The organism is Arthrobacter sp. Rue61a, assembly GCF_000294695.2.
Taxonomy (GTDB): domain Bacteria; phylum Actinomycetota; class Actinomycetes; order Actinomycetales; family Micrococcaceae; genus Arthrobacter; species Arthrobacter aurescens_A.
Map to the genome: position 1 here is coordinate 3,216,889 of NC_018531.1, position 25,815 is coordinate 3,242,703.

At 62.8% G+C, this 25,815-nt stretch carries 28 protein-coding genes and 1 riboswitch; of the genes, 14 read left to right on the forward strand and 14 right to left on the reverse strand.

Annotation, left to right across the window (positions count from 1 at the left end; translation table 11 throughout):
- Window positions 1-141 precede the first annotated feature (141 nt).
- Window positions 142-1,464: a glutamyl-tRNA reductase gene (locus ARUE_RS14560; protein ID WP_014922283.1), complete on the forward strand. Its 1,323-nt coding sequence runs from the start codon at window positions 142-144 to the stop codon at window positions 1,462-1,464.
- A 52-nt stretch (window positions 1,465-1,516) separates the two neighbouring features.
- Here the strand turns inward: ARUE_RS14560 and moeB are convergent, their stop codons facing one another.
- Window positions 1,517-2,719 carry a molybdopterin-synthase adenylyltransferase MoeB gene (gene moeB / locus ARUE_RS14565; RefSeq protein WP_014922284.1) on the reverse strand — a complete coding sequence of 401 codons (1,203 nt, stop codon included), beginning with the start codon at window positions 2,717-2,719 and terminating at the stop codon, window positions 1,517-1,519.
- Between the two features lie 6 nt (window positions 2,720-2,725).
- Between moeB and ARUE_RS14570 the strand changes: the two genes are divergently transcribed.
- Genes ARUE_RS14570 through ARUE_RS14580 form a run of 3 tightly spaced genes read left to right on the forward strand, consistent with a single transcriptional unit; the run spans window position 2,726 to window position 4,075 of the window.
- On the forward strand, window positions 2,726-3,460 hold the full coding sequence (locus tag ARUE_RS14570; protein WP_011775411.1) for a TetR/AcrR family transcriptional regulator: 735 nt from the start codon (window positions 2,726-2,728) through the stop codon (window positions 3,458-3,460).
- A 50-nt stretch (window positions 3,461-3,510) separates the two neighbouring features.
- The gene (locus tag ARUE_RS14575; protein ID WP_011775412.1) at window positions 3,511-3,735 is read left to right on the forward strand and encodes a DUF3107 domain-containing protein; all 225 of its coding nucleotides are present in this window, start codon (window positions 3,511-3,513) and stop codon (window positions 3,733-3,735) included.
- A 37-nt stretch (window positions 3,736-3,772) separates the two neighbouring features.
- Window positions 3,773-4,075: a hypothetical protein gene (locus ARUE_RS14580; RefSeq protein WP_011775413.1), complete on the forward strand. Its 303-nt coding sequence runs from the start codon at window positions 3,773-3,775 to the stop codon at window positions 4,073-4,075.
- Between the two features lie 64 nt (window positions 4,076-4,139).
- On the opposite strand, the gene ARUE_RS14585 is transcribed toward ARUE_RS14580, so the two are convergent.
- The 4 genes from ARUE_RS14585 to thiO form a co-directional block, all read right to left on the reverse strand.
- A complete protein-coding gene (locus tag ARUE_RS14585) occupies window positions 4,140-4,493 on the reverse strand; it encodes a 4a-hydroxytetrahydrobiopterin dehydratase (protein WP_014922285.1) in 354 nt (117 codons plus the stop codon).
- 30 nt (window positions 4,494-4,523) lie between these two features.
- Window positions 4,524-5,339 (reverse strand): thiazole synthase, encoded by an 816-nt coding sequence (locus ARUE_RS14590; protein ID WP_011775415.1) that lies wholly within the window; start codon window positions 5,337-5,339, stop codon window positions 4,524-4,526.
- 3 nt (window positions 5,340-5,342) lie between these two features.
- The gene (gene thiS / locus ARUE_RS14595; protein ID WP_011775416.1) at window positions 5,343-5,579 is read right to left on the reverse strand and encodes a sulfur carrier protein ThiS; all 237 of its coding nucleotides are present in this window, start codon (window positions 5,577-5,579) and stop codon (window positions 5,343-5,345) included.
- Window positions 5,576-6,844, reverse strand: coding sequence for a glycine oxidase ThiO (gene thiO, locus ARUE_RS14600; protein ID WP_014922286.1), 1,269 nt, complete (start codon window positions 6,842-6,844; stop codon window positions 5,576-5,578). Before thiO ends, thiS begins: the two co-directional genes overlap by 4 nt.
- Window positions 6,837-6,955: riboswitch (TPP riboswitch) on the reverse strand. (Overlaps the previous gene by 8 nt.)
- A 27-nt stretch (window positions 6,956-6,982) precedes the next feature.
- Between thiO and thiE the strand changes: the two genes are divergently transcribed.
- Window positions 6,983-7,654 (forward strand): thiamine phosphate synthase, encoded by a 672-nt coding sequence (thiE, locus tag ARUE_RS14605; RefSeq protein ID WP_014922287.1) that lies wholly within the window; start codon window positions 6,983-6,985, stop codon window positions 7,652-7,654.
- Between the two features lie 30 nt (window positions 7,655-7,684).
- Here thiE and ARUE_RS14610 read toward each other — a convergent pair whose 3' ends face one another.
- A complete protein-coding gene (locus ARUE_RS14610; RefSeq protein WP_011775419.1) occupies window positions 7,685-8,353 on the reverse strand; it encodes a ferritin-like fold-containing protein in 669 nt (222 codons plus the stop codon).
- Between the two features lie 158 nt (window positions 8,354-8,511).
- Here ARUE_RS14610 and ARUE_RS14615 point away from each other — a divergent pair, with 158 nt between their 5' ends.
- From ARUE_RS14615 to ARUE_RS14630, 4 genes are all read left to right on the forward strand, one after another.
- Entirely contained in the window at window positions 8,512-9,459 is a 948-nt protein-coding gene (locus ARUE_RS14615) for a TM2 domain-containing protein (protein WP_014922288.1), read from the forward strand.
- A gap of 114 nt (window positions 9,460-9,573) precedes the next feature.
- Window positions 9,574-11,076 carry an RNB domain-containing ribonuclease gene (locus ARUE_RS14620; protein ID WP_014922289.1) on the forward strand — a complete coding sequence of 501 codons (1,503 nt, stop codon included), beginning with the start codon at window positions 9,574-9,576 and terminating at the stop codon, window positions 11,074-11,076.
- Window positions 11,077-11,353: 277 nt separating this feature from the next.
- Window positions 11,354-13,066 (forward strand): DEAD/DEAH box helicase, encoded by a 1,713-nt coding sequence (locus ARUE_RS14625; RefSeq protein ID WP_014922290.1) that lies wholly within the window; start codon window positions 11,354-11,356, stop codon window positions 13,064-13,066.
- An 8-nt stretch (window positions 13,067-13,074) separates the two neighbouring features.
- Entirely contained in the window at window positions 13,075-13,989 is a 915-nt protein-coding gene (locus tag ARUE_RS14630) for a DNA-methyltransferase (protein ID WP_011775423.1), read from the forward strand.
- Here ARUE_RS14630 and ARUE_RS14635 read toward each other — a convergent pair.
- Together ARUE_RS14635 and ARUE_RS14640 are read right to left on the reverse strand one after the other, a co-directional pair.
- Window positions 13,962-14,570 (reverse strand): MarC family protein, encoded by a 609-nt coding sequence (locus tag ARUE_RS14635; RefSeq protein WP_011775424.1) that lies wholly within the window; start codon window positions 14,568-14,570, stop codon window positions 13,962-13,964. The genes ARUE_RS14630 and ARUE_RS14635 overlap by 28 nt on opposite strands.
- Before the next feature lie 13 nt (window positions 14,571-14,583).
- Window positions 14,584-15,429, reverse strand: a complete 846-nt coding sequence (locus ARUE_RS14640; RefSeq protein ID WP_011775425.1) for a PHP domain-containing protein — start codon at window positions 15,427-15,429, stop codon at window positions 14,584-14,586.
- Window positions 15,430-15,509: 80 nt separating this feature from the next.
- On the opposite strand from ARUE_RS14640, the gene ARUE_RS14645 reads away from it, so the two are divergent.
- Entirely contained in the window at window positions 15,510-17,084 is a 1,575-nt protein-coding gene (locus ARUE_RS14645; RefSeq protein WP_043470471.1) for an aminopeptidase P family protein, read from the forward strand.
- Between the two features lie 104 nt (window positions 17,085-17,188).
- Here ARUE_RS14645 and ARUE_RS14650 read toward each other — a convergent pair whose 3' ends face one another.
- Window positions 17,189-18,010, reverse strand: coding sequence for a YflT domain-containing protein (locus ARUE_RS14650; RefSeq protein ID WP_187329891.1), 822 nt, complete (start codon window positions 18,008-18,010; stop codon window positions 17,189-17,191).
- 76 nt (window positions 18,011-18,086) lie between these two features.
- Between ARUE_RS14650 and ARUE_RS14655 the strand changes: the two genes are divergently transcribed.
- The 3 genes from ARUE_RS14655 to ARUE_RS14665 are packed head-to-tail and all read left to right on the forward strand — an operon-like array spanning window position 18,087 to window position 21,214.
- On the forward strand, window positions 18,087-19,370 hold the full coding sequence (locus tag ARUE_RS14655) for a magnesium transporter MgtE N-terminal domain-containing protein (RefSeq protein ID WP_011775428.1): 1,284 nt from the start codon (window positions 18,087-18,089) through the stop codon (window positions 19,368-19,370).
- A complete protein-coding gene (locus ARUE_RS14660) occupies window positions 19,351-20,082 on the forward strand; it encodes a DUF1003 domain-containing protein (protein ID WP_011775429.1) in 732 nt (243 codons plus the stop codon). The genes ARUE_RS14655 and ARUE_RS14660 overlap by 20 nt, the downstream gene beginning before the upstream one ends.
- A gap of 4 nt (window positions 20,083-20,086) precedes the next feature.
- Window positions 20,087-21,214, forward strand: coding sequence for an Mrp/NBP35 family ATP-binding protein (locus tag ARUE_RS14665; RefSeq protein WP_011775430.1), 1,128 nt, complete (start codon window positions 20,087-20,089; stop codon window positions 21,212-21,214).
- 37 nt (window positions 21,215-21,251) lie between these two features.
- Here the strand turns inward: ARUE_RS14665 and ARUE_RS14670 are convergent, their stop codons facing one another.
- From ARUE_RS14670 to sigE, 3 genes are read right to left on the reverse strand one after another with little or no spacing between them, the layout of a single operon-like run.
- Window positions 21,252-21,638 carry a twin-arginine translocase TatA/TatE family subunit gene (locus ARUE_RS14670; protein WP_011775431.1) on the reverse strand — a complete coding sequence of 129 codons (387 nt, stop codon included), beginning with the start codon at window positions 21,636-21,638 and terminating at the stop codon, window positions 21,252-21,254.
- Window positions 21,639-21,648: 10 nt separating this feature from the next.
- The gene (locus ARUE_RS14675; RefSeq protein ID WP_286139760.1) at window positions 21,649-22,590 is read right to left on the reverse strand and encodes a hypothetical protein; all 942 of its coding nucleotides are present in this window, start codon (window positions 22,588-22,590) and stop codon (window positions 21,649-21,651) included.
- Window positions 22,591-22,597: 7 nt separating this feature from the next.
- The gene (gene sigE / locus ARUE_RS14680) at window positions 22,598-23,221 is read right to left on the reverse strand and encodes an RNA polymerase sigma factor SigE (protein WP_011775433.1); all 624 of its coding nucleotides are present in this window, start codon (window positions 23,219-23,221) and stop codon (window positions 22,598-22,600) included.
- A 237-nt stretch (window positions 23,222-23,458) separates the two neighbouring features.
- Here sigE and ARUE_RS14685 point away from each other — a divergent pair, with 237 nt between their 5' ends.
- Window positions 23,459-24,091 (forward strand): O-methyltransferase, encoded by a 633-nt coding sequence (locus ARUE_RS14685; protein WP_011775434.1) that lies wholly within the window; start codon window positions 23,459-23,461, stop codon window positions 24,089-24,091.
- Window positions 24,092-24,177: 86 nt separating this feature from the next.
- Here the strand turns inward: ARUE_RS14685 and ARUE_RS23590 are convergent, their stop codons facing one another.
- Both ARUE_RS23590 and ARUE_RS14690 read right to left on the reverse strand, forming a co-directional pair.
- The gene (locus ARUE_RS23590; RefSeq protein WP_009357720.1) at window positions 24,178-24,345 is read right to left on the reverse strand and encodes a DUF3117 domain-containing protein; all 168 of its coding nucleotides are present in this window, start codon (window positions 24,343-24,345) and stop codon (window positions 24,178-24,180) included.
- A gap of 225 nt (window positions 24,346-24,570) precedes the next feature.
- A complete protein-coding gene (locus ARUE_RS14690; RefSeq protein WP_014922295.1) occupies window positions 24,571-25,776 on the reverse strand; it encodes a putative hexosyltransferase in 1,206 nt (401 codons plus the stop codon).
- Window positions 25,777-25,815: the final 39 nt, after the last annotated feature.

Sequence of the window (25,815 nt, forward strand, 5' to 3'; positions counted from 1 at the left end):
AAATCCGGGGCAAAAGATAACGACAAGCTGTCACGTCGCGCCCCGCCCGGGCCGTTGTGGCCGGGATCACTCACTTGCGTGTGGATCACCACGGCGCCACATTGTTCTACCGGGCTACGAAAAAGCTATGATTGGGGTGCTGTGGTTCTTTTCTCATTGGTGGCTACACACGCCGACATCGACCTCGAAACTGTCGCTCAGTTGAGCAACGGTTCCTCTGAGCTTGCCTCGGCAGCCCTGACGGACTCCTCAGTAGTCTCCGGTGCAGTGGTCCTGGCCACCTGCAACCGCTACGAGGTTTACGGCGAAACTGCCAACGGGGCTGACCTTGAGGCGGCCCGTTCCGCCCTTGTTTCGCAGATCAGCGAACTCAGCGGCCTTAACGAGCAACTCGTCTCCCGCTCCTTTGCTACCCACACGGGCCCGGATGTCACCCGGCACCTCTTCGCAGTCAGCGCCGGGCTGGACTCGGCCGTGGTGGGTGAGCGTGAAATCGCCGGCCAGGTTCGTCGGGCCCTGATCACCGCCCAGCAGGAAGGCACCGCCAGCTCCGGCCTGGTGCGTCTCTTCCAGGCAGCGTCCAAGACCGCCAAGGATGTAGGCGCGCAGACCGCCCTCGGCTCGCGCGGGCTTTCCATTGTTTCCGTCGCACTGGACCTCGCCACCGATCTCGCCGAGAACGACGATTGGACCACCAAGAAAGTTGTGGTCTTCGGAACCGGGGCCTATGCCGGCGCTACCATGTCACTTCTCCGTGAGCGCGGCTGCACCGATATTTCCGTTTACTCTTCATCCGGACGCGCCGAAGGCTTCGTAGCCACCCGCGGCGGTACGGCGCTCGACGCCGACACTCTTCCCGCTGCTGTTGCCGCGGCTGACGTCATGATCGGCTGCAGCGGATCCGACAACCGGGTTGAGGCCGCAGACCTTGCCCGTGTCCGGGCGAATTCGGGCAAACCGTTGATCGCGATCGACCTCGCCCTCACCCATGACTTCGACCCCGCCGTGGGAGAACTCGACGGCGTTGAACTTCTGACGCTTGAATCCGTACGGCTCGCTGCTCCCCAGGAACAGGCAGAGTCACTCTCGCAGGCCAGCGCAATCGTCAACGGCGCTGCCACGTCATTCGAGTCCGAACGCGAAGCCCGTTCCGTGGACACCGCCATCGTGGCGCTCCGCCGTCACACCATGAACGTCCTGGACGCGGAAATGGAAAAAGTCCGCGCCCGCCACGGTTGTACCGCTGCTGCCGAAGAGGTGGAGTTCGCCCTGCGCCGGATGGTCAAGCAGCTCCTGCACATCCCGACGGTCCGGGCCCGCGAACTCGCAGCCAACGGCCAGCAGGATGACTACGTTGCAGCGCTCGAGGCCCTCTACGGCATCCAGGTGGAACAGCCCCAGGCTGCAGCCCCCGCCTCGGAGTGCCCGGTGGATCACGAGCAACTGCGCTCCGAAAGCGCCTAACTGTTTTTGAGGCCGCCCCTCCCTGGAAGGCTGGGCGGCCCGACCCCTACGTTTAGTAGACGGGCTTCTGCGGCTCCACGTCCCGCACCCAGGCGAGAATACCGCCGTCGAGATGCCTGACGCGCGTGTACCCCGCCTTCTGTGCCGCCTCAAGGACAGCAGCCGAGCGTGTCCCGGCCTTGCAGTGGAACACGATGTCCTTATCCTGCGGCAGCTCCACCCACGCCTCGCCGGAGAGAATGCGGCCCTGCGGAATGAGGACCGAGCCATCGATGCTCACGATGCTGTGCTCGCCGGATTCACGGACGTCCACGAGTTCGAAGTCCCGCTCCCCCGACTCCCGTTCGGCCAGCATTCCTGCGAGGTCTTTGGCGGACACAGTGTGCTCCTCGTCCGTGGCCGCGAGTGGCGTCACGCCGCAGAAAGCCTCGTAGTCGGTCAGTTCCGTGATGGGTTCGGCTTCAGGGTCCTTGGAGACCTTGATCTCGCGCCAGCTCCCGCCCAAAGCGTCAAAGAGCGCCACACGGCCCAGCAATGAACGCCCGACGCCGGTGATCAGCTTTACGGCCTCGGTCACCATGAGCGATCCAACCGCCGCGCACAGCATGCCGAACACGCCGCCCTCACCACAGGACGGCACGGAGCCGGCGGGAGGCGCCTCAGGGTAGAGATCCCTGTACGTGGGCCCGTGTTCGGCCCAGAAGACGCTTACTTGGCCGTCGAAGCGGAAGATGGAGCCCCAAACATAGGGCTTACCGAGAATGGCAGCGGCATCATTGACGAGATAACGGGTAGCGAAGTTGTCCGCACCGTCGAGGATGAGGTCATATTTCGCAAACAACTCCAGCGCGTTGGACGCGTCGAGCCGGATGTCATGCAGGACAACGTCCACCAAGGGGTTGAGCTCGGCGATCGCGCTTCGGGCCGATTCGATCTTGGGCGAACCCACGTCCCGTACGCCATGGATGACCTGGCGCTGCAGGTTGCTGAGGTCCACCACGTCGTCATCCACAATGCCGAGCGTTCCCACGCCGGCGGCGGCCAGGTACAACAAAGCAGGCGAACCAAGTCCTCCGGCACCTATGACGAGGACTTTGGCATTTTTAAGCCTGCGTTGGCCCAGGGCGCCGATTTCGGGAATGATGAGATGCCGGGAGTACCGCTCCACCTCGGCCGGCGTGAGTTCGGCGGCCGGTTCAACGAGGGGTGGAAGGACAGCGGGCGCAGCGGAGTGGGCAGCAACTATTGAGGCCATACCTCAATGTATGCCTGCAGATGCCGCCCGGTCATATTACCCACCGGTAGAGTAGTCATAACTGCAAAGGAAAGGCGGCAGACTGTGGCTGACGGCACACGGGCAAGCGATGGGGCACCAGCCAAGCAGGAACGGGCAGGTTCTACGCGTTCACCAAGGTTGCCGCGGGATGAGCGCCGCGCACAGTTGCTGAACGCGGCATTGGAAGTTTTCGTCTCCAACGGCTTCCATGGGGCAGCCATGGACGAAATCGCAGAAGCAGCGCACGTGAGCAAACCAGTGCTGTACCAGCACTTCCCGTCCAAGCGCGAGCTCTATATGGCCCTCTTGGACAGCCACCTGGCTACCCTGACGCAGCTGATGCTCAATGCCTTGAACTCCACCACGGACAACAAGGAACGCGTCAAGGCCGTCATGCGCGCCTATTACAGGTTCATCGCGGACGACGACCAAGCCCATCGCCTGGTCTTCGAGTCGGACCTGATTAATGATCCCGACGTCAGCTCGCGTTTGGAGACTTTCAACAAGACGTTTGCGGACGCCGTGGCCCACGTCATAGCCGAAGACACCAAACTGCCCCCTCTTGAAGCGCAGCTTCTCGGGCGTGGTTTGGCCGGAATGGCGCAGGTCAGCGCGCGGTATTGGCTTGAAACGGACGGAAACCTGGACCTCGATGTGGCCAGCGATCTGATCTATCGTTTAGCTTGGCGCGGAATCAGTCGATTCCCCAAAGAGTCCTAGGCTACAAATAGAGGACTGACTTAACACTTGATTGGCTTGGAGGCCTTGCTGTGGAAGTAAAGATCGGCATTCAGAACGTTGGCCGTGAGATCGTGCTCGAATCCGCCTTGGATGCTGACGCCGTTGCCAAAATTGTGGCCGAGGCCGTCACCAAGGGCTCCGAACTCCGTCTTACTGACGAAAAAGGCCGCCAGATCATCGTTCCCGGCAACGTCCTGGGCTATGTGGAGATCGGCGCCGAGGAAGTTCGCCGCGTAGGTTTCGGCGCCCTCTAAGGTTTCCCACGTCTCGTCCGTCCGCTAAGGAGTTTTCATGCTTTCTCTCGTCGTGGTGGTTCTGGCCACCATTGCCACCGGTTTCATTGTGTGGGCCAACGACAAGCGGCACGGCAAGTACGGGATCGCGTTGCCGGCCGGCGTCTCAGCAGCTGTGGGCACCCTGAGCTGGATCGCCTTCATCAGCGCAGGTTTGGGCTACCAGCCGGGCGCAACCTGGATTCCGTGGGTCCTGCCTATTGTGCTCGGCACTGCTGCGGCGGTTGCCGTGGTGCTCTTCCTCGGCCGGACCCGGACCCAACACGACACTGCGGCGCTCACCAAGGCGCTGCGGCTTTAGAGCCTTAAGCAGTAGTGACCGTCACCTACGGGGTGACGGTCACTACTGTTTTAAGCCACTGTCACTACTGATTTAACCCACTTTGCGACGCCGGATAGCGCTCAGGCTGTGCGGTGGCACCCAAGACCGCTGCTGCTTCGCTCACCGCGGCGGCCGCGGCAATGTCACGTTTGGTCACCTGCGCACCGGCATCGTGGGACACATAGCGAAGGAAGACCCTGTTGTAGCGCCATTCCAGATCCGGATGATGATGTTGTTCCTCGGCGAGCTGTCCGATAGCCGCAATGAGCGCAAGCGCGTCCGCCGCCGTCGAAGTTTTGTAGACGGTCACCAGGCCCTCCTGATACTTCCAGTCCGGAAGGTCTCCGAGGGCAGCATTGATGGCTGCCTCAGCCAGTTGCTCATCCTTGGCTGCCATGACTGCCCCTTCTATTTCGGAGAACCCAGGTCAGAGGAACTCTGCCCGGCCCTCCATCGCCGAGGATGCGAGCGCATGCTCCCGCCGAGGAATCCGCCCTGCCTGCTTGGCCAGCCTACCGGCGATCACAGCGTGTTTGAAGGCTTCCCCCATCTGTACCGGGTTCTGAGCCCGGGTTACAGCAGTGGCCAGCAGGACGGCGTCGCAGCCCAACTCCATGGCCAACGCGGCATCGGAGGCGGTTCCGATTCCCGCGTCGAGGACCACGGGTACGGAGGCCCGGGACACGATGAGTTCAATGTTGTGCGGGTTCAGGATGCCGAGGCCTGTTCCAATGGGTGATCCCAGGGGCATGACAGCGGTGGCACCCAGGTTTTCGAGCCTGAGCGCGAGCACGGGATCGTCATTTGTGTAGGCGAAAACCTTGAAGCCACGGTTCACCAGTTGTTCCGTTGCATCCACCAGTTCCACGGCGTCGGGCAGGAGCGTGTGTTCGTCGGCGATGACTTCCAGCTTCACCCAATCGGTCTCCAGGGCTTCCCGTGCCAGTTCAGCAGTCATCACGGCGTCCTTGGCAGTAAAGCAGCCCGCAGTGTTGGGAAGGACCCGGATGTTGTGGTTCACCAGGAGCTGGAACAGCGATCCCGTTTCGGCTGGGGAATAGCGGCGCATGGCCACGGTGGTGAGCTCGGTCCCCGACGCCAGGAGCGCTGATCCCAGGCCATCGAGGCTCGGCGCGCCTCCGGTACCCATGATGAGCCGGGAACCGAATTCGACACCGTCGATCACCAGCGCGTCAGTGGAATGAACGTCAGTGGTGCGAACGTCAATGTTTGCTGTTGTCATGGTTCAGCCTCCTTGGACTGCTGTTACGAGTTCGAGTTCGTCTCCGTCGGCCAGCGCCGTCACGGCCCATTGGCTGCGGGGCACCACCTCGGAGTTACGTGCGACCGCGACTCCCAGCTTGCCGCCGTCGGCCGCTTGTCCGCGAGGGTCCAAGGCGCGGCCGGTGATCGCTGTGACCAGGGTGCTGACGGATGCGTCATCGGAGACTGCGTGATCGGTTCCGTTGAGTTTGATGTTCATGCTGTTTCCTTGGTGGGAGCGTGTGCTGCTGGTGTAAGAACTTGGGGAACTGAAGCGTTGCCCGCGAAGCGATCAGGCAGGAACGGAGTCCATCGAGGGTCCGTTGTGCCGCTGATGAGTTCGCCCACGATTCTGGCGGCCACGGGAGTCAGGAGCACACCGTGGCGGAAGAAACCTGTGGCGATCACCAAGCCGTCAGTGTCACCGTGGGGACCGCTGACCCGTCCGAGCAGGGGGGCGTTGTCCGGGGTTCCAGGGCGGGCGCGGGCGGTTGCTTCAAGGAGTTCCAATTCCGCAACTGCGGGGACCAGGGCTTGGGCATCCCTCAGCAGCTGGTAGACGCCGCCGGCAGAGACCGCGTTGGAAGACGCTGACAATCCGTCTTCGCGTTGCGTCGCCCCAATCACCACGGTTCCGTCATCGCGGGGAACTATGTAGACGGGAACGCCTCGAACCATCCCCCGAACAGTGGACGTGACCAAGGGCCGGAGGTTGTCGGGGACGCGAAGCCGGAGGATGTCGCCATAGACCGGCCTCACCGGAAGGTTCAGTCCCTCAGGGAGCCCCGACAGTTGGGATGCCCCCAGCCCGTTGGCCACCACAGTCTCCGCGGCGCGGACCACGACTCCGGATTCGAGTTCCACTCCGGTGACCCGCCCGTCATCCCTCAGCACACCGCGTGCCGGGGAAGGAACGGCGAATCCGTCATCGGCCCCGGACACCCAGGAACCGTCGTCAGGTGAATGGTTTGCTAATCCAGCCAGGAGGCATGCGGCGAGCTTTCGCGGATCCACTTGGTGGTCGGCGGGAATATCGAAAGCGCAGGAAATCTGTGGGCTGAGGAGCGGCTCGCGTTGCCTCGCGTCCCGCAGGGCCAGAGGTTCAACTCCCAATCCAGCTGCGAGCTGTACGGACCTCAGGTCTGCGAGCGCCCTGCGGTCGGCTGCGTCGGCACCCACGGCGAGGGTCGGCGTCGTGCGGTATCCGCTGCCCTCTCCACCCACGTGCAGTCCGTCCACGAAGGAAGGCCACAGCCGCGAAGATTCGACCATCAATTCCAGGAGGTCTCCCTCCTGATAATGCAGTTCGCTGACGGGTGCAAGCATTCCGGCGGCGGCGAACGTTGCACCCGAGGCCGGGACGGGATCGATCAGCGCCACTGAACGGCCAAGTCGCCGGGCTTCATGAGCGATGCCAAGGCCTATGATGCCGCCGCCAATGACGGCCACGTCTGTCTGGATGGGGGTATGGCGGGGACCTGCCATTCGTTTCCTTCCCTACGCCGGTACTAGCCGGATCAGGTCAAGCGGTCGGCGCTGAAGCCCTCTCAGCCGGACAGTCATATGACGAATGTCGCGGCTCCCGCAGTACGTGCCCAGTTTAGAGGAACTACTCTGGTTTCCATGACCCAGCCTGACGCCCTCGCCTCCGCCCGCCTCTATCTGTGCACTGATGCCCGTCAACGGCAGGGCGATTTCGAAGACTTTGTGGACGCCGCATTCGCTGGAGGCGTTGACATCATCCAGCTCCGCGACAAGACTCTGGAAGCTGCCGAGGAGCTTGAATTGCTGGCCGTTTTGCGGAGCGTCGCACAACGGCACGGACGGCTTTGGGCTGTCAACGACCGGGCCGATGTTGCCAGTATTTCCGGGGCTCCTGTATTCCACATCGGTCAAAAGGACCTGCCCCTGACGGCAGCGCGAACCCTCTTGCCGAACGTGACCGGCATCGGTCTTTCCACCCACACACAGGAACAAATCGATGCGGCAGTCGCCACCTCCCAGGGCCCCCTGGGACTGGACTATTTCTGCGTGGGTCCGGTCTGGGCAACGCCTACCAAACCCGGCCGCTCGGCGGTGGGGCTGGACTTGGTCACATATGCCGCAGAAGCGGAAAAGCGTTCGGGCAATGCTGTGACACTTCCTTGGTTCGCCATTGGTGGCATCGACCTCAGCAACGTCGAACAGGTAGTGGAAGCGGGAGCCAGCCGGATCGTCGTGGTCCGTGCCATCACCGAGGCAACGGACCCGACGGCGGCAGCCAAGTCGCTGCTGCAAGCACTGGACACCGTGTAGTTTCCCGCCGAATTCAAGCGGTCTTAGCCGCTACGCGGTCAGGCCAAGGCCTGTCATCCGGCGCCCGTGTTTATCGGCGAGTTCCGTCGTTAAGCTCCTGACCGCTGCACGCGCATCCCCGCCGCCTTTCAGCAATGGTCCCAGCAGGGGGTGTTCCATGCCGACGCGCTGCGCCTGCGTCAAAGCCTCCCCCACCAAGCGGCGACCCCACAATGCAAGGCGCGAGGCCAGGCGCGGGTCGTCAGCCAAGGCCCGCCTGATCAGGACGCGAAGGACTTCCGTGGCCTGGTCAGGGGAAGCGACGCGTTCAACGAAATGCCGCGTTGTTGGGTCGAGGAACATCGATACGGCCCTGTAGAAGTCCGATGACACCGTATCGATGACGTACGCCTTCATGACAGATTCGAACCAGTCCCCCGGTTTGGTGCGCTCATGGAAATGATCGAAGGAGCGCTGGAACGGCAGCATGGCTTGTTCCGGATCGACGCCCATCTCCGACAACCGGTCATTGAGGAGCGCAAAGTTGCCGTAGGCGCCCACGGCGATCTTCGCGAACACAGACCTGTCATGGAGGGTGGGGGCATAGCGCGAATCCAGGGAGAGGCGCCCGAAAGCGGATAGCTCGCCATATGCCATGGCTCCAAGCAACTCCGCGGAGAGTTGCCCGGCAGAGGCTGCAGCGTCCGGGGAGATGCCCATGGATCAAGACTATCCCTGGTGGGCCATCCGGCTCCCGGGGATTCCGTTCCTGCTTCGAGCTCCATTCCTACTAGGCTGACTTGAAGTGAGTTGACTGCCCTCTTGCCCTGCATAGCGCATGTCCTCCTCCTCGCACCCACTTCACTGAAGGATTTTCAATGAGTCACCCCAGTTACCCACCCGCGCCTCAAAACGACGCCAAGTCAGGAGTTCCGCAGGTGCCTGCCGCACCCTACGCTTACGGCGGCCAGTTCCAGGGTGGGGCACAGCCGGGCTACCAGCCCGGACCGGATTCAGGCCCCTACGGAACCCCGGTGGGAGCTCCGGCGAAGTCCTTCATGACCACATGGATCCTGGCCCTGCTCCTGGGTAGCTTCGGTGTGGACCGCTTCTATCTGGGCAAGATCGGTACCGGAATCGCGAAGCTGCTCACAGCCGGAGGCTTCGGTATCTGGTCCATCGTTGACCTCATCATCACGCTGACGGGAAACGCCCGGGACAAGCAGGGCCGTCCGCTTGCGGGTTACCCGGAGAACAAGAAGAAGGCATGGATCATCACCATTGTCGTCTGGTTCGCGGGCCTGATTGTCGGAATCGTGTCCACGGTGTTGTCGTTGACCTTTGTTGCTGCTGCAGTCCAGGGTGCAGGCACCGATGCCCCGGTCCTGCCGTCGGCCTCCCAGGAGGCACCGGCACCGTCGTCGGGCACTGCCTCTGATGACGGTTCCTTAACCGTCACCATGTCCGAGGGCAACACCGTGAAGGTCAGCCTCCTGAACTCCGGTTACACCACCGAAATTCCCGGGATGTCCTACATGAAACCGACCAAGGGAGGCTTCCTCCTCTTGGAGGTTTCCTGGGAGGCCACAGCTGGAAGCAGTTACGCCTCACCCTCGAACTTCGAGGCCTTCGACGCGGACGGCGCCAAGGGCGAGGAGATCTACGTGGAGGAAGGTCTGGGAGGACTGCCTTCCGGGGATGTTGCCGCCGGAGAGATGCAGCGGGGAGTCATTGCCTTCGACATCAAGAACGGCCCCACCACAGTGGTCATCAGCGATGACTTCGGCGACAAGGCAGCTACTTTCACCCTGACGCCGGCAAACTAAACAGCCGGCCCGGTCCATACCGCCGCACGGAAAGCCCGTTGCCCCCTTGGGGTAGCGGGCTTTTTGGGTGGGACATCCAAGACTATCCGCCGGTTTCGGGCTACCCTGATTTTCGTGTCACATCATCGGATAGCGCCCAACGTCGACGACTCCTCGGACCAGCTCGCCGCGGCGCTTGCCGCTCTCAGGACAGAGCTGGAACTCCCTGGCGAATACCCGGCAGAAGCTGTGGAAGAAGCACGGCAAGCCGTCGCGGACCTTGAGTTGCCGGGTCAGGACCTGCGGCACGTACCATTCGTGACCATTGATCCGGCGACGTCCACGGACTTGGACCAGGCCCTGTTCATTGACCGTGCCGGCGACGGCTACAAGGTCCTCTACGCAATCGCCGATGTCCCGTCTTTCGTGGAACCGGGTGGGGCACTGGACCACGAAACCCGTCACCGCGGGCAGACCTTCTATGCTCCTGACGGGCGGATCCCGCTGCATCCGGAGGTCATCAGCGAGAACGCCGGCAGCCTCTTGGCCGATCAGGACTGCAGTGCGTTCGTGTGGGACTTCGACTTGGACGCGGAAGCTGAAGTGTTGGCTGTCACCGTTGCCCGCGCCGCCGTTCGCAGCAGGGCCAAACTCAGCTATAAGGGCGCTCAGCAGCAGATTGACGACGGTACGGCCCCGCCCGTACTTCAGCTCCTCAAAGAAGTGGGAATCAAGCGTGTTGAACTGGAACGGCGGCGCGGCGGCGCAAGCCTCAACATGCCGGAACAGGAAATCGTCCAAGCAACCGACGGCGGCGGATACAGGATCGCGGCTGCCCCCTCCCTCCCGGTTGAGGACTGGAACGCGCAGATCTCGCTCATGACCGGCATGGCCGCCGCGCAGATGATGCTCGACGGAAAAGTGGGCATCCTGCGCACCATGCCCGCTCCTGATGACCGGTCACTGCTCCATTTCAAGCGCCAGACCTCCGCTCTGGGCAAGCCCTGGGACGGCCAAGTCACCTACGGCGAGTACCTGAGGACCTTGGACGCATCCGATCCCCAACAGCTGGCCATCCTTCACTCTGCCGGTATGTTGTTCCGGGGCGCCGGTTACACCCCCTTTGACGGGGAGCTGCCGGCAATCGTGACCCAAGCAGCCATCGGGGCTCCGTATGCACACGCCACGGCACCCCTGCGCCGGCTCATCGATCGCTTTGTCCTGGTGATCTGCGAGGCGCTCAGCAACAACCACGACATCCCGCAGTGGGCTCGGGAGGCACTCCCTTCATTGCCGGAGATCATGGCGGCCTCCGACCAATTGGCCGGACGCCTCGAACGTGCGGCGCTGGACACTGTGGAAGCAGCCCTCGTAGCCAACCACGTGGGCCAGGAATTCGACGCTGTAGTCATTTCGGGGTCCAAGCCCTCCAATGGGGCCGGTTTCAAAGCTGCCAACGGCAATGGCAGTAACAACGGCGGCAGCAACGGCAACGGGCCCTTTGGCGTCATACAAATATCAGACCCTGCTGTAACGGCCCGGTGCGACGGCGAAATGGAATCCGGAACCGAGGTTCGTGTGCGGTTGCTGAAGGCCGATATCGCCAGCCGGGAGATCAGGTTCGAGCTGCTGCCCTGACGCCGTTCTGCCGACGATCCGGGCTTTCCGGCCCCCAGAGGATAGACTGGGCTTGTAGTAATGGATGCCCGGTCGTTGATTCAGTTAATTTTTGAACTCAACAAGCCCGCCCCTACGCGATCTTGAGATGTACCAACTGGTCACCAGTGCCAGTACTTAGATAGCCCGCGATCGGCTTCCACTGGACTTGCTTGCGCGCCCGTTCGTGCTCCGGTACGGCTCCGCCGCCGCCGTTGAGCATGCAGCGCCAATGCCCAAATGAATAAGGAAACTCCCTGTGAGTGAATTGCATACCCACGAAGTCCTGACGGACTCCACCGGAACCGAATCCATCGAACCCGAGGAAACGATCATCTCGGATGAGACGCCCCACGAGATCGAAGAGAAGTCGTTCGCTGACTTCAACGTCCGCGCCGACATCGTTGAGTCTTTGGCCGACGCCGGAATCACGCACCCGTTCCCCATCCAGGCAATGACCCTGCCGGTCGCCTTGAGCGGCCACGACATCATCGGCCAAGCCAAAACCGGTACCGGAAAAACGCTTGGCTTCGGCATCCCCGCCCTCCAGCGCGTCGCCGGAAGGGATGATGCAGGTTACGCCAAGCTCGCTGTCCCGGGCGCACCGCAGGCACTGGTCATCGTCCCCACGCGTGAGCTTGCCGTGCAGGTAGCCAACGACCTCCAGGCCGCGTCACGCAAGCGCAACGCCCGCATCGCCACCATCTACGGCGGCCGCGCCTACGAACCCCAGATTGATGCCCTGCAGAAGGGCGTCGAAATCGTAGTGGGCACCCCTGGCCGGCTGATCGATCTCTACAAGCAGAAGCACCTGAGCCTCAAGAACGTCAAGATGGTGATCCTTGACGAAGCCGACGAAATGCTGGACCTTGGCTTCCTCCCCGACGTCGAGACCCTGATCGCCGGCACCCCCGCGGTTCGGCAAACGCTCCTCTTCTCGGCAACCATGCCCGGCCCCGTCATCGCTATGGCTCGCCGCTACATGACGCAGCCCACCCACATCCGGGCAGCCGACCCGAATGATGAAGGCCTGACCAAGCGCGACATCCGCCAACTCATCTACCGTGCACACAGCATGGACAAGACCGAGGTTGTGGCCCGCATCCTGCAGGCCCGCGGACGTGGCCGCACCATCATCTTCACCAAGACCAAGCGCACCGCCGCGAAAGTTGCCGAGGAACTCGTTGACCGCGGCTTCGCGGCTGCAGCCATTCACGGCGACCTCGGCCAGGGCGCCCGTGAACAGGCCCTCCGCGCGTTCCGCAACAACAAGGTTGACGTCCTGGTAGCCACCGACGTCGCAGCCCGCGGCATCGACGTTGATGACGTTACCCATGTCATCAACTACCAGTGCGTGGAAGACGAAAAGATCTACCTGCACCGCGTTGGACGTACGGGCCGCGCAGGTAACAAGGGCACCGCCGTCACGTTTGTTGACTGGGACGACATGCCTCGCTGGGGCCTGATCAACAAAGCCCTGGGACTCAGCGTTCCCGAGCCCGTTGAAACCTACTCCTCGTCGCCGCACCTGTACACGGATCTGGACATTCCCGAGGGCACCAAGGGTCGTCTGCCGCGCAACAAGCGCGTCCTCGCCGGCGTTGACGCCGAAGTCCTTGAGGACCTCGGCGAAACCGGCAAGAAGAATGCACGCTCCGGCGGCTCAGGCCGGGATGGCGGACGTGACGGCAAGCGCGACGGCGGTCGTGACGGCGGTCGCGGACGCTCCGGCAGGTCCGGTGACGCCGAGTCCAGCGAATCCAAGGGCGAGGGCGGTCGCAACCGTACGCGCCGCCGTCGTACTTCTGATGGCGAGGCAGCCCCCGCTGCCGGTGCCTCGGAAACCCGCACTGCCACCGCAGACAACGCGGAGAAGCCGGCCCGCACGCGCCGGACCCGCACGCGCCGCCGCAACGGCGAAGTGGTCTCCGGTGAGACCGCAGCTGCCCAGTCCGGCAGCACCGAGGCCTAAAAACCTCAATGACTGAATCTGTTTGGGCGCCGGACGGCGGCAACTTGGTGGTGCACGCGGACAACGCGGAGTTCCTCCCTACGCTGCCGGACGGCGCCTTCACACTCATCTACGTGGACCCGCCCTTCAACACGGGCCGGGTCCAACGCCGCCAGGAAACCCGCATGGTCCGCAACGCGGACGGCGACGGCGACCGCGTCGGCTTCAAGGGCCGCTCTTACGACACCATCAAGGGCGCCCTGCACAGCTACGACGACGCCTTCAGCGACTACTGGTCCTTCCTGGAGCCCAAGCTCGTGGAGGCTTGGCGGCTGCTGGCCGACGACGGCACCCTGTACCTGCATTTGGATTACCGGGAAGTCCACTACGCCAAGGTGATGCTGGACTCCATCTTCGGCCGGGAATGCTTCCTCAACGAGATCATCTGGGCCTACGATTACGGCGCCCGCGCCAAGAACCGCTGGCCCACCAAGCACGACAACATTTTGGTGTACGTCAAGAACCCCACCAAGTATCACTTCGACAACGCCGAAGTGGACCGGGAACCGTACATGGCACCCGGACTGGTCACCCCCGCCAAACGCGAGCTCGGCAAGCTGCCCACGGATGTCTGGTGGCACACCATCGTTTCGCCTACCGGCCGCGAAAAGACCGGCTATCCTACCCAAAAACCGGAGGGCCTGGTACGCAGGATTGTCTCCGCATCAAGCCGAGAGGGCGACTGGTGCCTCGATTTCTTCGCTGGTTCAGGGACCCTCGGTGCTGTGGCAGCCAAACTGGGCCGCAACTTTGTGTGCGTCGACCAGAACGAACAAGCCATCGAAGTCATGCGAAAACGGCTGGGCACCAAGGCCGACTTCCGCCGGAGCGGCTCATTGCCGGACGCCAGCCTGGATCAGGCAGCGCCCTTCACGAAGGCCTGAACTGCGTCCGCGATCATTTGGACGGCAATGGCTGACAACAGCAGGCCGGCAATCCGGGTGACCAGCTCCACTCCGTTTTCCCCGAGCACCCGCTGCACGACGCCCGCGAAGCGCATCGCCAAGTACAGCGAGCCAAGCACCACAGCGATGCCGAGCCCCACCGCCAGATACTCCGCGAGCTGGCTGGACTGCTGCACGAAAACCATGACGGCAACGATCGCGCCCGGTCCGGCCATGAGCGGCGTTCCCAGTGGCACAAAAGCCACGTTCTTGTACTTGGCGGCATTCTCTTCACCACTGGTGGACCCCGTCAGCAGCTGCAGCGCGATCAGCACCAGGAGCAGGCCACCGGCACCCTGCAGGGCAGCCAGCGAGATGTGCATGTAGTTGAGGATCGACTGGCCAAAGATCGCGAACACCACGATCACACCTGTGGCCACCAACAGGGCCTGGAAAGCGGAGCGGTTACGATCCTTGGCCGACATCTGCGCCGTCAAGGACATGAAAATCGGCACGGTACCCGGTGGATCCATGATCACGAACAGCGTGACGATCACGGATGCGAGCAACTGCAGATCCATCAGCGGACCCCTTTCACCGAATGACCGTGCTGCCTGTTGCCAACTCCTCTATCCGTGACAAGACTGCGGGCGAGGTAGTGTTTTCGCCCAACAGGTTAGGCTTGCCCGCTCCGTGGTAGTCGGAGGACCCCGTCATGAGCAAACCGTGTTCGGCGGCCAAGCCGCGAAGGAATGTCCGGCCCTCCTCCGGGTTGTCCCGATGTTCAACCTCAAGTCCCAGAAGTCCGGCATCAATCATGTCCTGGTAGGTTTTCTCCCCCACAATGCGTCCCCGCGATGAGGCCACAGGGTGGGCAAAGACGGGGACGCCGCCAGCCGCGCGGACAAGCTCGACGGCGACCGCCGGGTTGGGTGCATAGTGCTGCACGAAGTACCGCGAATGTGAAGTGAGGATGGACGTGAAAGCCTCCGTGCGATCCGCCACCACACCGGCAGCCACCAAGGCATCGGCGATGTGCGGGCGGCCCACCGTGGCACCGGGAGCCACATGGTGAATCACGTCGTCCCACGTCAACGGATAATCCTCGGACAACAATGTGACCATGTGCTCGGCGCGGGTGAGCCGGGCGTCCTTGGACTTGGTGATTTCCTCCAGCAGGCCGGCATGGGCGGGATCGTGGAGGTAACTGAGCAAATGGACGCTGATTCCCTGCTCCGTCCGGCAGGAGATCTCCATTCCAGGAACGAACGCAATGCCATGTTCCCTGGCAGCAGCGGCAGCGGACTCCCAACCATCAGTGGAATCGTGATCGGTCAGCGCCACGGCATCCAGACCGGCCGAGACGGCAGAGATGATCACTCCGGCCGGTGTCTCGGTTCCGTCGGAAACATTTGAGTGCGCATGCAGGTCTATCCTCACTTTCCCAGCCTATGGGATGCGGGCGTGCTTGGAGTGTTGCGCCGTTGGCCTCTCCACGAAACTGGTGGGACGATGTAACGGTGAACGATGCCGAAAACACCCAGAACTCGTCCTCCCAGCCACTGCAAGAGCGCGTCAACAACCGCTCGCAAAGGCCCACATCCGATGCCTTCAAGGCATTCATGGCCAGCAACTGGGCGCCCGCCCCGCAGGTGACCCCTGCGCGTGACGCCGTTGCAGACCATGCCGCGCGCCGCCGTCGTACTATTTCCGAACTGTTCAAGGGCGAACGGCTCGTTGTCCCGGCCGGTCCACTGAAGGTCCGATCCAACGACTGCGACTACCGTTTCCGTCCCCACTCCGGTTTCGCCCACCTCACTGGCCTGGGCCTCGACCACGAGCCCGACGCCGTGTTGATCCTGGAGCCCGTAGCTGAAGGAAAGGGCGACGACGGCGGTCACCACACCGCGACGCTCTACTTCCGTCCGCTGGCCGGCCGGGACACAGAACAGTTCTACGCTGACTCCCGCGCAGGCGAGTTCTGGATCGGTGCACGCCCCACGCTCGCAGAATTCGAAGCCCGGCTCGGCCTGCCCACCGCGCACATCTCTGAGCTCGAAATGGCAATCACCAAGAACGTGGGCGCCCCGGAAATCGGCGGCATCTCCATTCGACTGGTCCGCAAGGTGGACGAGAACATCGACGCACTGGTTGATACCGCCCGCTACAACACGGCCAAGGACCCCGAGAACCTGGACCTCGGCGAACTCGACGCCCTGGACGAGAAGCTCAGCGAAGCACTGTCAGAGCTGCGCCTCCTCAAGGACGACTGGGAAATCGAGCAGATGAAGATTGCCGTGGCGGCAACGGTGGAAGGCTTCGCTGACGTAGTCCGCGCCCTTCCCCGCGCGCTGACCCACGCGCGCGGAGAGCGGGTAGTTGAAGGCGCCTTCTTCGCCCGCGCCCGCGAGGAAGGCAACGAACTCGGCTACGACACCATTGCCGCGTCCGGCAACAACGCCACGGTTCTGCACTGGAACCGCAACTCCGGAACCGTCAACGCCGGCGAGCTCCTTCTCCTCGATGCCGGCGTGGAAGCAGACTCCCTCTACACAGCTGACATCACCCGCACGCTGCCCGCCACCGGCACCTTCACCGACGTCCAGCGCAAGGTCTACCAGGCCGTGCTCGACGCCGCCGATGCCGGTTTCGCAGCCGCCCAGCCGGGCGTGAAGTTCCGCGACATCCACACCGCGGCAACCACGGTCCTGGCCGAACGCCTGGCTGAATGGGGCCTGCTGCCCGTATCCGTCGAGGAAGCCATCAGCCCGGAGGGCCAGCAACACCGCCGCTGGATGCCGCATGGCACCAGCCACCACCTGGGCCTCGACGTCCACGACTGTGCGCAGGCAAAACGGGAACTGTACCTCGATGGAATCCTCACCGAAGGCATGGTTTTCACGATCGAACCGGGTCTCTATTTCAAGAATGAAGACCTCGCCATCCCCGAGGAGTACCGCGGGATCGGCGTCCGCATCGAGGACGACATCCTCATGACCGCCGACGGACCCGTCAACCTCAGCGCCGCGCTGCCCCGCGAAGCAGACGACGTCGAGTCCTGGATGGCCGGCATCTACCAGGAAGCCCAGGGCTAAGCGCAGGCCGTTGCCACCACAACAGAAAGGGAAGGCCACCGGAGACAGATCCGGTGGCCTTCCCTTTCTTGTGCTTGACGGAAGCCTTTTGCTCCGGCGAAGCCCTACTGCTTGGTCGACCCCTCGGAGGTGGACTGATGTCCCTCTTCCTGCGGGGTGTTCTGCCCTTGGCTCTGGCCGTCGGTCACACGGACGCCATACTGCGGACGACCGTCCGGGAGGTCGGGGTAACGGACAGCTGCCGGTGCCGGGTTCTGCGCGGACTGGTCCACTGGGGCGTTCTGTCCCTCAGGAGTACTGGAACCGTTGGACTCGGGGCCACGCTGGCCGTAGGGATCGTTCCACGTGGAAGGCCGCTCAGGCGCCTGGCCGGGCTGCTGGAACGGCGCATTCTGCTGGTTGTAGTTGGCGGCCTGCGGTGCGGCTGCCTGCGACGGGTTCATCGGCAGCTGGTGGAGCAAACGGCGGGCCTCGTGGGCTGCCTCCACAGCGACGATGACATCGTAGTTGGTGGCAACCACTTGGCTGGTGGAGGTGAAGTCACGCTTCCCGCGCTGGGTGGCATAGGTGACGATGCCGAACAGCATGAAGAAAGCCGCACCCATGAGCACCGAAGTGATGATGGAGAACGGGCCGCCGGCGGGAGTGAAGAAGGACAACATGACGCCGACGAAGAGGCCGAACCACATGCCGCTCAGGGCGCCGGACAAAGCCACCCTCGGGTAGCTCAGGCGGCCGGTCACGCGCTCCACCATTTTGAGGTCATTGCCCACGATCGACACCAGCTGAACAGGGAACTGCTGGTCTGCGAGGTAGTCCACCGCCTTCTGGGCATCCAAATACGAGGTGTACGAGCCCACGGTGTCGCCTTGGGGGACACTGCGGGATTCCTCAACGGCTTTGGGAGCACCAAAAATGTTTGACATAGCCCCATTGTGTCTCATGGACATGTGTAGTGGCTGGAATTCAGCTAAAAGAGAGCAGACTCGGTAGCCTGTAAACATGAGCACACATCCCTCACGCGTCTTTGTCGCGCGCCTGCTCGGCTTGGACGTCTTCGACCCCCTGGGCGATCGTCTTGGCCGGTTGCGCGACGTCGTGGTGCTCTCCCGCGGCACCCGTGGTGCTCCCCATGTGGTGGGCATCGTGGTTGAAGTTCCTGGCAAGAAGCGCGTCTTTGTTCCCATGACCCGCATTACGTCCATCGACCAGACGCAAATCATTTGCACTGGCCTGGTCAACCTGCGGCGCTTCGAGCAGCGCGGTGCCGAAACACTGGTGGTCGCTGAAATGTTCGACCGCCGCGTGACGCTGGCGGACGGCAGTGGAGACGCGACGATCGAGGACATTGCCATGGACCAGCACCGGTCCAAGGACTGGTTCGTCAGCAAGCTGTTCGTCCGCCGCGGCCACTCCCTGTCCCCCTTTGGCAGGCTCCGCCGCAACGAGACCCTGATCATCGACTGGGCCGATGCCCAGACCGGCGCCCACAACGAGCCCCAGGCCGCTACGCAGTTCGTTGCCACGCACGAAGACCTGAAACCTGCCGACTTTGCTGAAGCCCTTCAGGAAATGAGCGACAAACGGCGTTTTGAAGTGGCCAGTGAGCTCCAGGATGAGCGCCTTGCCGATGTTCTCCAGGAACTCCCGGAAGATGACCAAGTGGAGATTCTCTCCGCACTTGATGTGGAACGCGCCGCTGACGTCCTCGAAGAGATGGATCCTGACGACGCCGCCGACCTCCTGGCCGAGCTTCCTTCAGCGCAGGCCGAAGAACTTCTCCAACTCATGGAACCCCAGGAGGCCGAGGACGTCCGCCGCCTCCTGGAGTACGACGAAGACACCGCCGGTGGCCTCATGACACCGGTCCCGGTCATCCTGCCGCCGGAAGCCACAGTGGCCGAGGCCCTGGCGCATGTCCGGCGTGAGGAGCTCTCACCCGCGCTGGCCTCATCCATCTTTATCGCCCGCCCTCCCTTGGAGACCCCCACCGGACGCTTCCTGGGCGTGGTTCATATCCAACAGCTTCTGCGTTTCCCTCCGCCGGAACCGCTGGGCAACCTCGTGGACAAGAATCTTGAGCCCCTTTCGGACCAGGCCCACATCTCCGAAGTTGCCCGGACCCTGGCCACGTACAACTTGAATTCACTTCCAGTCGTGGACGACGACGGCCGCCTTGTGGGGGCGGTGACTGTTGATGACGTGCTGGATCACCTGTTGCCGGATGACTGGCGCGCCCATGAGGACGACGCCCCTATAAGGAAACTTGGAGGCCGCATTGGCTGATAACAACGCCACCCGATCCCCCAAGTCCTCAGGACGCTCGAGCAGCAGCCTTGACACGCCCTTGAGTGGTCGCCAACGCATCCTGCCCAAGTTCTCACCGAACCCGGATGCTTTCGGAAACGCCACGGAGGGCTTCGCCCGGTTCATGGGCACGCCTACGTTCCTCGTCTACATGACCGTGTTCTGCGTGTTCTGGCTTGCGTGGAACTCGTTCGCACCCACGGACTGGCAATTCGACCGCATGGAGCTGGGCTTCACCCTGCTGACGCTCATGCTGTCCCTTCAAGCCTCCTACGCGGCGCCGCTCCTCCTGCTGGCCCAAAACCGGCAGGATGACCGCGACCGTGTCTCGCTCCAGCAGGACCGCCAGCGTGCCGAACGCAACCTCTCCGACACCGAGTACCTGACGAGGGAGTTGGCCTCGCTCCGCATTGCTTTGCGTGAGGTAGCAACCCGTGACTATGTCCGGACTGAGCTCCGAAGCCTGCTGGAAGACATCATCGATGCTCAGGAAGAGCTCCGCGAGAACGAAGCCTCCGCTGATGGCACGGAATCGCCGGGTGAGAAGGTCAAGGAGAAACTGAAGGAGAAGCGCGACAAATCGCGCGGGCCCCGCACACAGCAGATTCCGAAGGTCCGCCCGCCAAGGGCCGCAGGTCCACAACATTCCACCGGCAAACCATCGCCGGGAAACCCCGAAAGCCGAGCCTGACCATATGACCACCGCATCGGCCGAGGCGCTGCACGCTGCCTTGGCAACCGTCATCGATCCCGAGCTCCGGCGCCCCATCACGGAACTCGGGATGGTGGAGTCGGTGTCTGCCGATGATGACGGAGCCGTGCACGTTGCCGTTCTGCTGACCATCGCCGGGTGCCCCCTGCGCGAGACCATTACAAAGGACGCCACCGACGCCCTCACCCGCGTAGAAGGCGTCACAGGCGTGGACGTGGAACTGAAGGTCATGACCCCAGAGCAGCGCGAAGCCCTCAAGGAACAGCTCCGCGGCCCCGGTGGACAGCGTGGCATACCCTTCACCAAGCCTGGGTCCCTGACCAAGGTGTACGCCGTAGCCAGCGGAAAAGGCGGCGTGGGCAAGTCATCCGTCACCGTCAACCTGGCCTGTGCACTGGCCGCCCAGGGCCTCCGCGTGGGCATTGTGGACGCCGATGTGCACGGCTTCTCCGTCCCCGCGCTGATGGGCATCACGCAAAAGCCCACCCAAGTGGACGACATGATCCTTCCGCCTGTGGCTTACGGCGTGAAGGTCATCTCCATCGGCATGTTCGTTGCGGGCAACCAGCCGGTGGCGTGGCGCGGTCCGATGCTGCACAGGGCCCTTGAGCAATTCCTCACCGATGTTTACTTCGGCGATCTCGATGCCCTCTTCCTGGACCTTCCCCCTGGCACAGGGGACATCGCGATTTCCGTGGCGCAGCTCTTGCCCAACGCGGAAATCCTGGTGGTCACCACGCCGCAGGCAGCTGCTGCGGACGTCGCCGAACGTGCCGGAACCATCGCCACCCAGACAGGGCAGAAGGTGGCCGGTGTCATCGAGAACATGTCCTACTTGGAAATGCCCGACGGCGGGCGCATGGAATTGTTCGGAAGTGGCGGGGGTGCCATCCTGGCTGAACGGTTGAGCGCTGCTGTGGGCACCGAGGTTCCGCTCCTCGGCCAGATTCCACTGGACATCCGCTTGCGGGAGGGCGGCGACGCCGGGAAACCCGTAGTTCTGGCCGCACCCGAAACGGCCGCCGCCAAAGCGATGGAGGGTGTTGCTGCAGCCTTGGCAACCCGGCCACGCGGGCTGTCCGGCATGCCTTTGGGAATCCAGCCGCGCTGAACCGGCGGCCCTTCCCTGGTCTGGCAGATGCCTCGGCTCAGGTTGCTTCGGTATCGAACGGGGCGGCTTCGCCCTCGGCAAGCCGCTCGATGATACGCGCAGGGGCCTTGGGTTTGGCACCTGCTGCTGCAGCAGCAGCTACGGGGGCGCCGGCACTGACCGGCTTGGTGTCGTCGTCCAGGAGCGCATCCTTGATGATGCGACGGGGATCGTACTGACGGGGATCGTATTTCTTCCAGTCGACCTCATCGATGTCGATGCCGACTTCTTCTTTGATCTGCTCGCGGGCGCCGGAAGCCATCCGGCGCACTTCCTTAACCAGGTTGGCGAGCTTTTGAGTGTATTCGGGCAAACGGCTGGGACCGATGACGAGTACGCCGATAATCAGAAGGAGTATGAACTCCGGGCCGTTGATTCCAAGCACGATACGAAGATTACCTTGTCTGTGGTGCCGCTCCTAAACCAGCAGGACGCAGCAAGGTTTGGAGGCCTCGCAGCACCCTTTTGTACCATGCCTCAGGATCTTCGTCGGCGGAAATCAACGCCATGGACTCCCCCGCCCGGACGATTTCCGGGACGGCGTCGTCTGCACTGTCCGCCGGGAGGTCGGAAGCATAGCTGATGACGGCCGCCGGCATGGTGTACACAGCCTTCCACGGGATTCCTTGCGTGACAGAAAGCTGCGCCGACCTGGAGCGCCCGGGTCCGGATCCATTAGCCGGCAGGTGTTCCTCCACAATGGTGGCGTAGTGACCGTTGCTTTCGAGCCTGATCTCCACAGCAGGGTTGCCGTTGAGCATGGTGGCTTGGGCGGACACGACGTGGAAGCCCATTCCGGACAGCTCAGGACAGGCCCATCCTTCGTCCCGCAGTGACTCCAACTGCGCAGGGCTCAAGCTGACCGTGCTGCCGGCCCGAAAAGCGGGGCCAACCATCGATTCTGCAGGGCTACCTGTCCAAGCACCGGCAACCGCGCCAAGGTCAGATGGTCCCGCGAGGACGCGCGAATCCTCATCACCGGCGATTACGTAGGCCGAGACCGCCAAGGCCCCTGCACTGACCGCCAAGGTACCCGCGGCAATGCCCGCAATGCGAAGGCCCCGGAAGCGACCGAACGGATGTTGCGGCGTGGAGGTTGAGTACGTTGGGGCCGGCTCGTTGGCCAGGCGTTCGGTGTGCTGGATCAATCGCGCGGCAAGATCCTGGCTTGCTTCGGGGACAGCCGCTCCACGAAGGCGTTCAAGGTACTGCCGCTCCCGGCGGATCGCAATTCGGCACTCCGCGCAGTCCTGGAGGTGTTCCGGCGTGCGCGGATGGCGCAGCGCAGCCAATCTGCGTCGGGAAAGGGCTCCCGGACGAAGTGAACGTCGAGGCATCGACACCCTAAAGAATGCTGGCGATGCGGGGCATCTTCAACCGCGGCTTGCGGGCCTCTGCCGGACGGGGGTCGCGGTGGGCAAGTTTCTCGCGCAGCATGGTGCGCCCCCGGTGGATGCGGGATCGGACGGTCCCCAGCTTCACACCGAGCGCCTCGGCGACTTCGTCGTACGAAAGGCCCTCAAGGTCACACAGCACGACGGCGGCGCGGAAGTCCGGTGGGAGTTCTTCCAGGGCCCGCTGGACATCAAGGTCAAGGTTGTTGTGCTCGAAGCTCTGTTCCGGGCCGGGCTCGCGACCGGGCAAACGGGATTCGGCATCCTCGGCGAGCGCATCGAAGCGGATTCGGCTCTTGCGGCGCGCCTGATCCAGAAACAGGTTGGTGGTGATGCGGTGCAACCAGCCATCCAGGGTTCCCGGCTTGAAATTCTCAAGTGAACGAAACACCCTGACGAAGACCTCCTGGGTGAGATCCTCGGCGTCGAACTTGTTGCCGGTCAGGCGATAGGCGAGGCGATACACCTTGGCGGAGTGGTTCGAAACCACTTCCTCCCAGCTGGGCATGACCCAATCAGTAACGGCCTCAAGGCTTTCCGTTGTTTGGACTGGCGCAGCATGCGATGCCGGCATCGTCCACTCCCCTCAAACTCTGGTACACCGAATCTTCGGTGCCGCCCACCTCATGGATGACCGGAGCATTATCATCCCAAGTTTGTCTGGGAATTTCCTGACTGGCGGGCCATTTCTCCGCAAGGCTGAACTCGGTGACGGACACAGGCTCGGAGGAGCTCCCCTGCAGCGGGTTTACCGGTGCGGACCCAGTAGTCTTGGTACAAACACCCCTACCCGCGGAAAGCGAACCCCTTCATGAGTGCCGACAAGTCAAGCAGCTGGTCCTACGCAGAAGATCTGCCGGCTGAGGATGACGTGTTGTTGCGCGCCCGGGAGCGGTCCTTTGAACTCGGTGTTACCCCTATCAGCCCCGGTGTGGGTGCAGTGCTGACAGTGCTCGCTGCCGCTTCAAAGGCCCAGACCGTGGTGGAAGTCGGTTCGGGTGCCGGAGTGTCCGGGGTTTGCTTGCTGCGTGGACTAAGCCCCCATGCTGTGCTGACCACCATCGACGTGGACGTCGAACACCTCAAAGCCGCCAGGGAAGCGTTCCTGGAGTCGGGCAGTCCGGCCAACCGTACCCGCACCATCTCAGGCCGCGCAGCTGATGTGTTGCCTCGCCTGACCGACTCCGCGTACGACCTCGTCTTCATCGATGCCGACAAGCCAAACTTCCCCAAGTACGTGGAACAGGCAATCCGTCTCTTGAAGTCCGGAGGCACCTTGGTCATCAACGATGCTTTGGACAAGGACCGTGTCTCCAATCCGGCGGCGCGGGACGCCACCACCGTGGTCCTGCGTCAGATCGTAAAGGCAATTCGCGACGACGAGCGGCTGGCATCCGCGATGCTGCCGACGGGCGACGGGCTTCTGGTGGCTGTCAAGAAATAGATCGCCCTTCAGTGGCACGAGAACAGCTTAAACAACAGCAGGGCCTCGGCTTGCCGGGCCCTGCTGTGTAACTCTATTCAAAACGCCTATTCAGTAACGCCTACGAGGCATTCCTTGAGGTTGGCCGCTTCCGCAGCGTTGAGCTCGACAACGAGTCGTCCTCCGCCTTCGAGCGGCACACGCATGATCAAGCTGCGTCCCTCTTTGGTAACTTCCATAGGGCCGTCGCCGGTACGTGGTTTCATAGCCGCCATTAGGAAAATCCCCTCCATTTGTCCCAAGTCACGCCAACCCGGCCGGGCTGGTTCCGCGTCGCAATTGCAGCCGGCGGCACCGCTTGGAGGCCGCCTTGGCCGGGCACTTTTCGGTGCTTTGTCCTTGCTCTTAGTCCATTATCCCGTAATTACCCGTCCGTAGCGAATCAAACACCTATTTGTCCGGGCTTTGTACATACTCCCTTCACGCAGCAAAGGTCCACGTCAGGGCGGATAGTCCCCGCCCCCGGGGAGCGGAGCCCACGCCCACAGCCACACCACCCAGACGATCTGGAGGAGGACGAACATCACCACCACGGTTGCCCGGTACGCCTTGGACTTGGACAGCAATGCCACGCCCAGTGCCAGCGGGAAAAGGGGCAACAGCATTCTGAACGTACTGGTCTGAGGATGCAGGAAGACCAGCAGGTATCCCATGTAGCAGGCACACCACAGCCGCAGCTCTGCTCCGAGGGCTCTGACGGGCTTCGACATCATGACCAGCACGAAAAGAGCGGCGAAGACGAAGGGGGCCAGCACGCCCAGCACAGGACCAAACAGCATCCGACCCGTGTCGAACCATGGTTTGAAGGGCACAAGATCGTGCCCCCGCCATGCTGTTTCAGTCCGTGTGTAGGCAGTAAATTCACCGGTAGTAGCCCAAGCGATGGCCGGCCATGCGAGAGCTCCGATGCCCGCTGCAAGCACCAGTGCGCCCAGTGAAAGCAAGCCGCGCACCGACGTCGTCTCGTCGTCATCACGGACCGAAGCTTGGGCCGATAGCGTCCTGGACCGCCCGAAGCGCTGCCATACACGCCAAATCAGCAGCAAGCCCATCATGGCTGCGAAGGGTACCCCCGTCGGCCTGGACAAGCACATCAGGAGCACAACCGGAATTGCGGCCAGATATCGGCGGCGGACCACCAGCAACAAGGAGCCGGACAACAGCAGCAGATTCGAGGACTCGGCATACGGGACCTGGAGGATCGGCGACACGGGAAAAGTAGAGACGAAGACGACGCCCCAGAGTGCGGCGCGCTTGCCTGCGAACTCGCGGAAGAGCTTGTAAATCACCAAAGCTGCGCCCACACCCGCCAGCATGGCGATGATGGTGAGCGCCGGGAAGGTTCCTATCCCCGTGGCTGCCGAGAGACCCCGGGCCAGGAAGGGAAAGAGCGCATAGAACGCCCATGCGTTCTGCTGTACCACACCATTCGCGTCTACGGGCAGGATCGAGGGGTAACCGTTATCGGCAGCTTCCTGGTACCAGCGTCCATCCCAGATAGTGATGAAGTTCCAGTAATCCGGGGCCGGCGGGAACCAAGGATTTGTTCCCTGGTGAATGGCAGCCGCCATGAAGATACATGCACTGACCATTCTGGCCACCACAAAAATCAAGGAAACCTGCAGCCACCAAGGCCATCCAGCCATTCTTACTGCCGCGGTCGAGAGCCCGTGGGAAAGCCGATC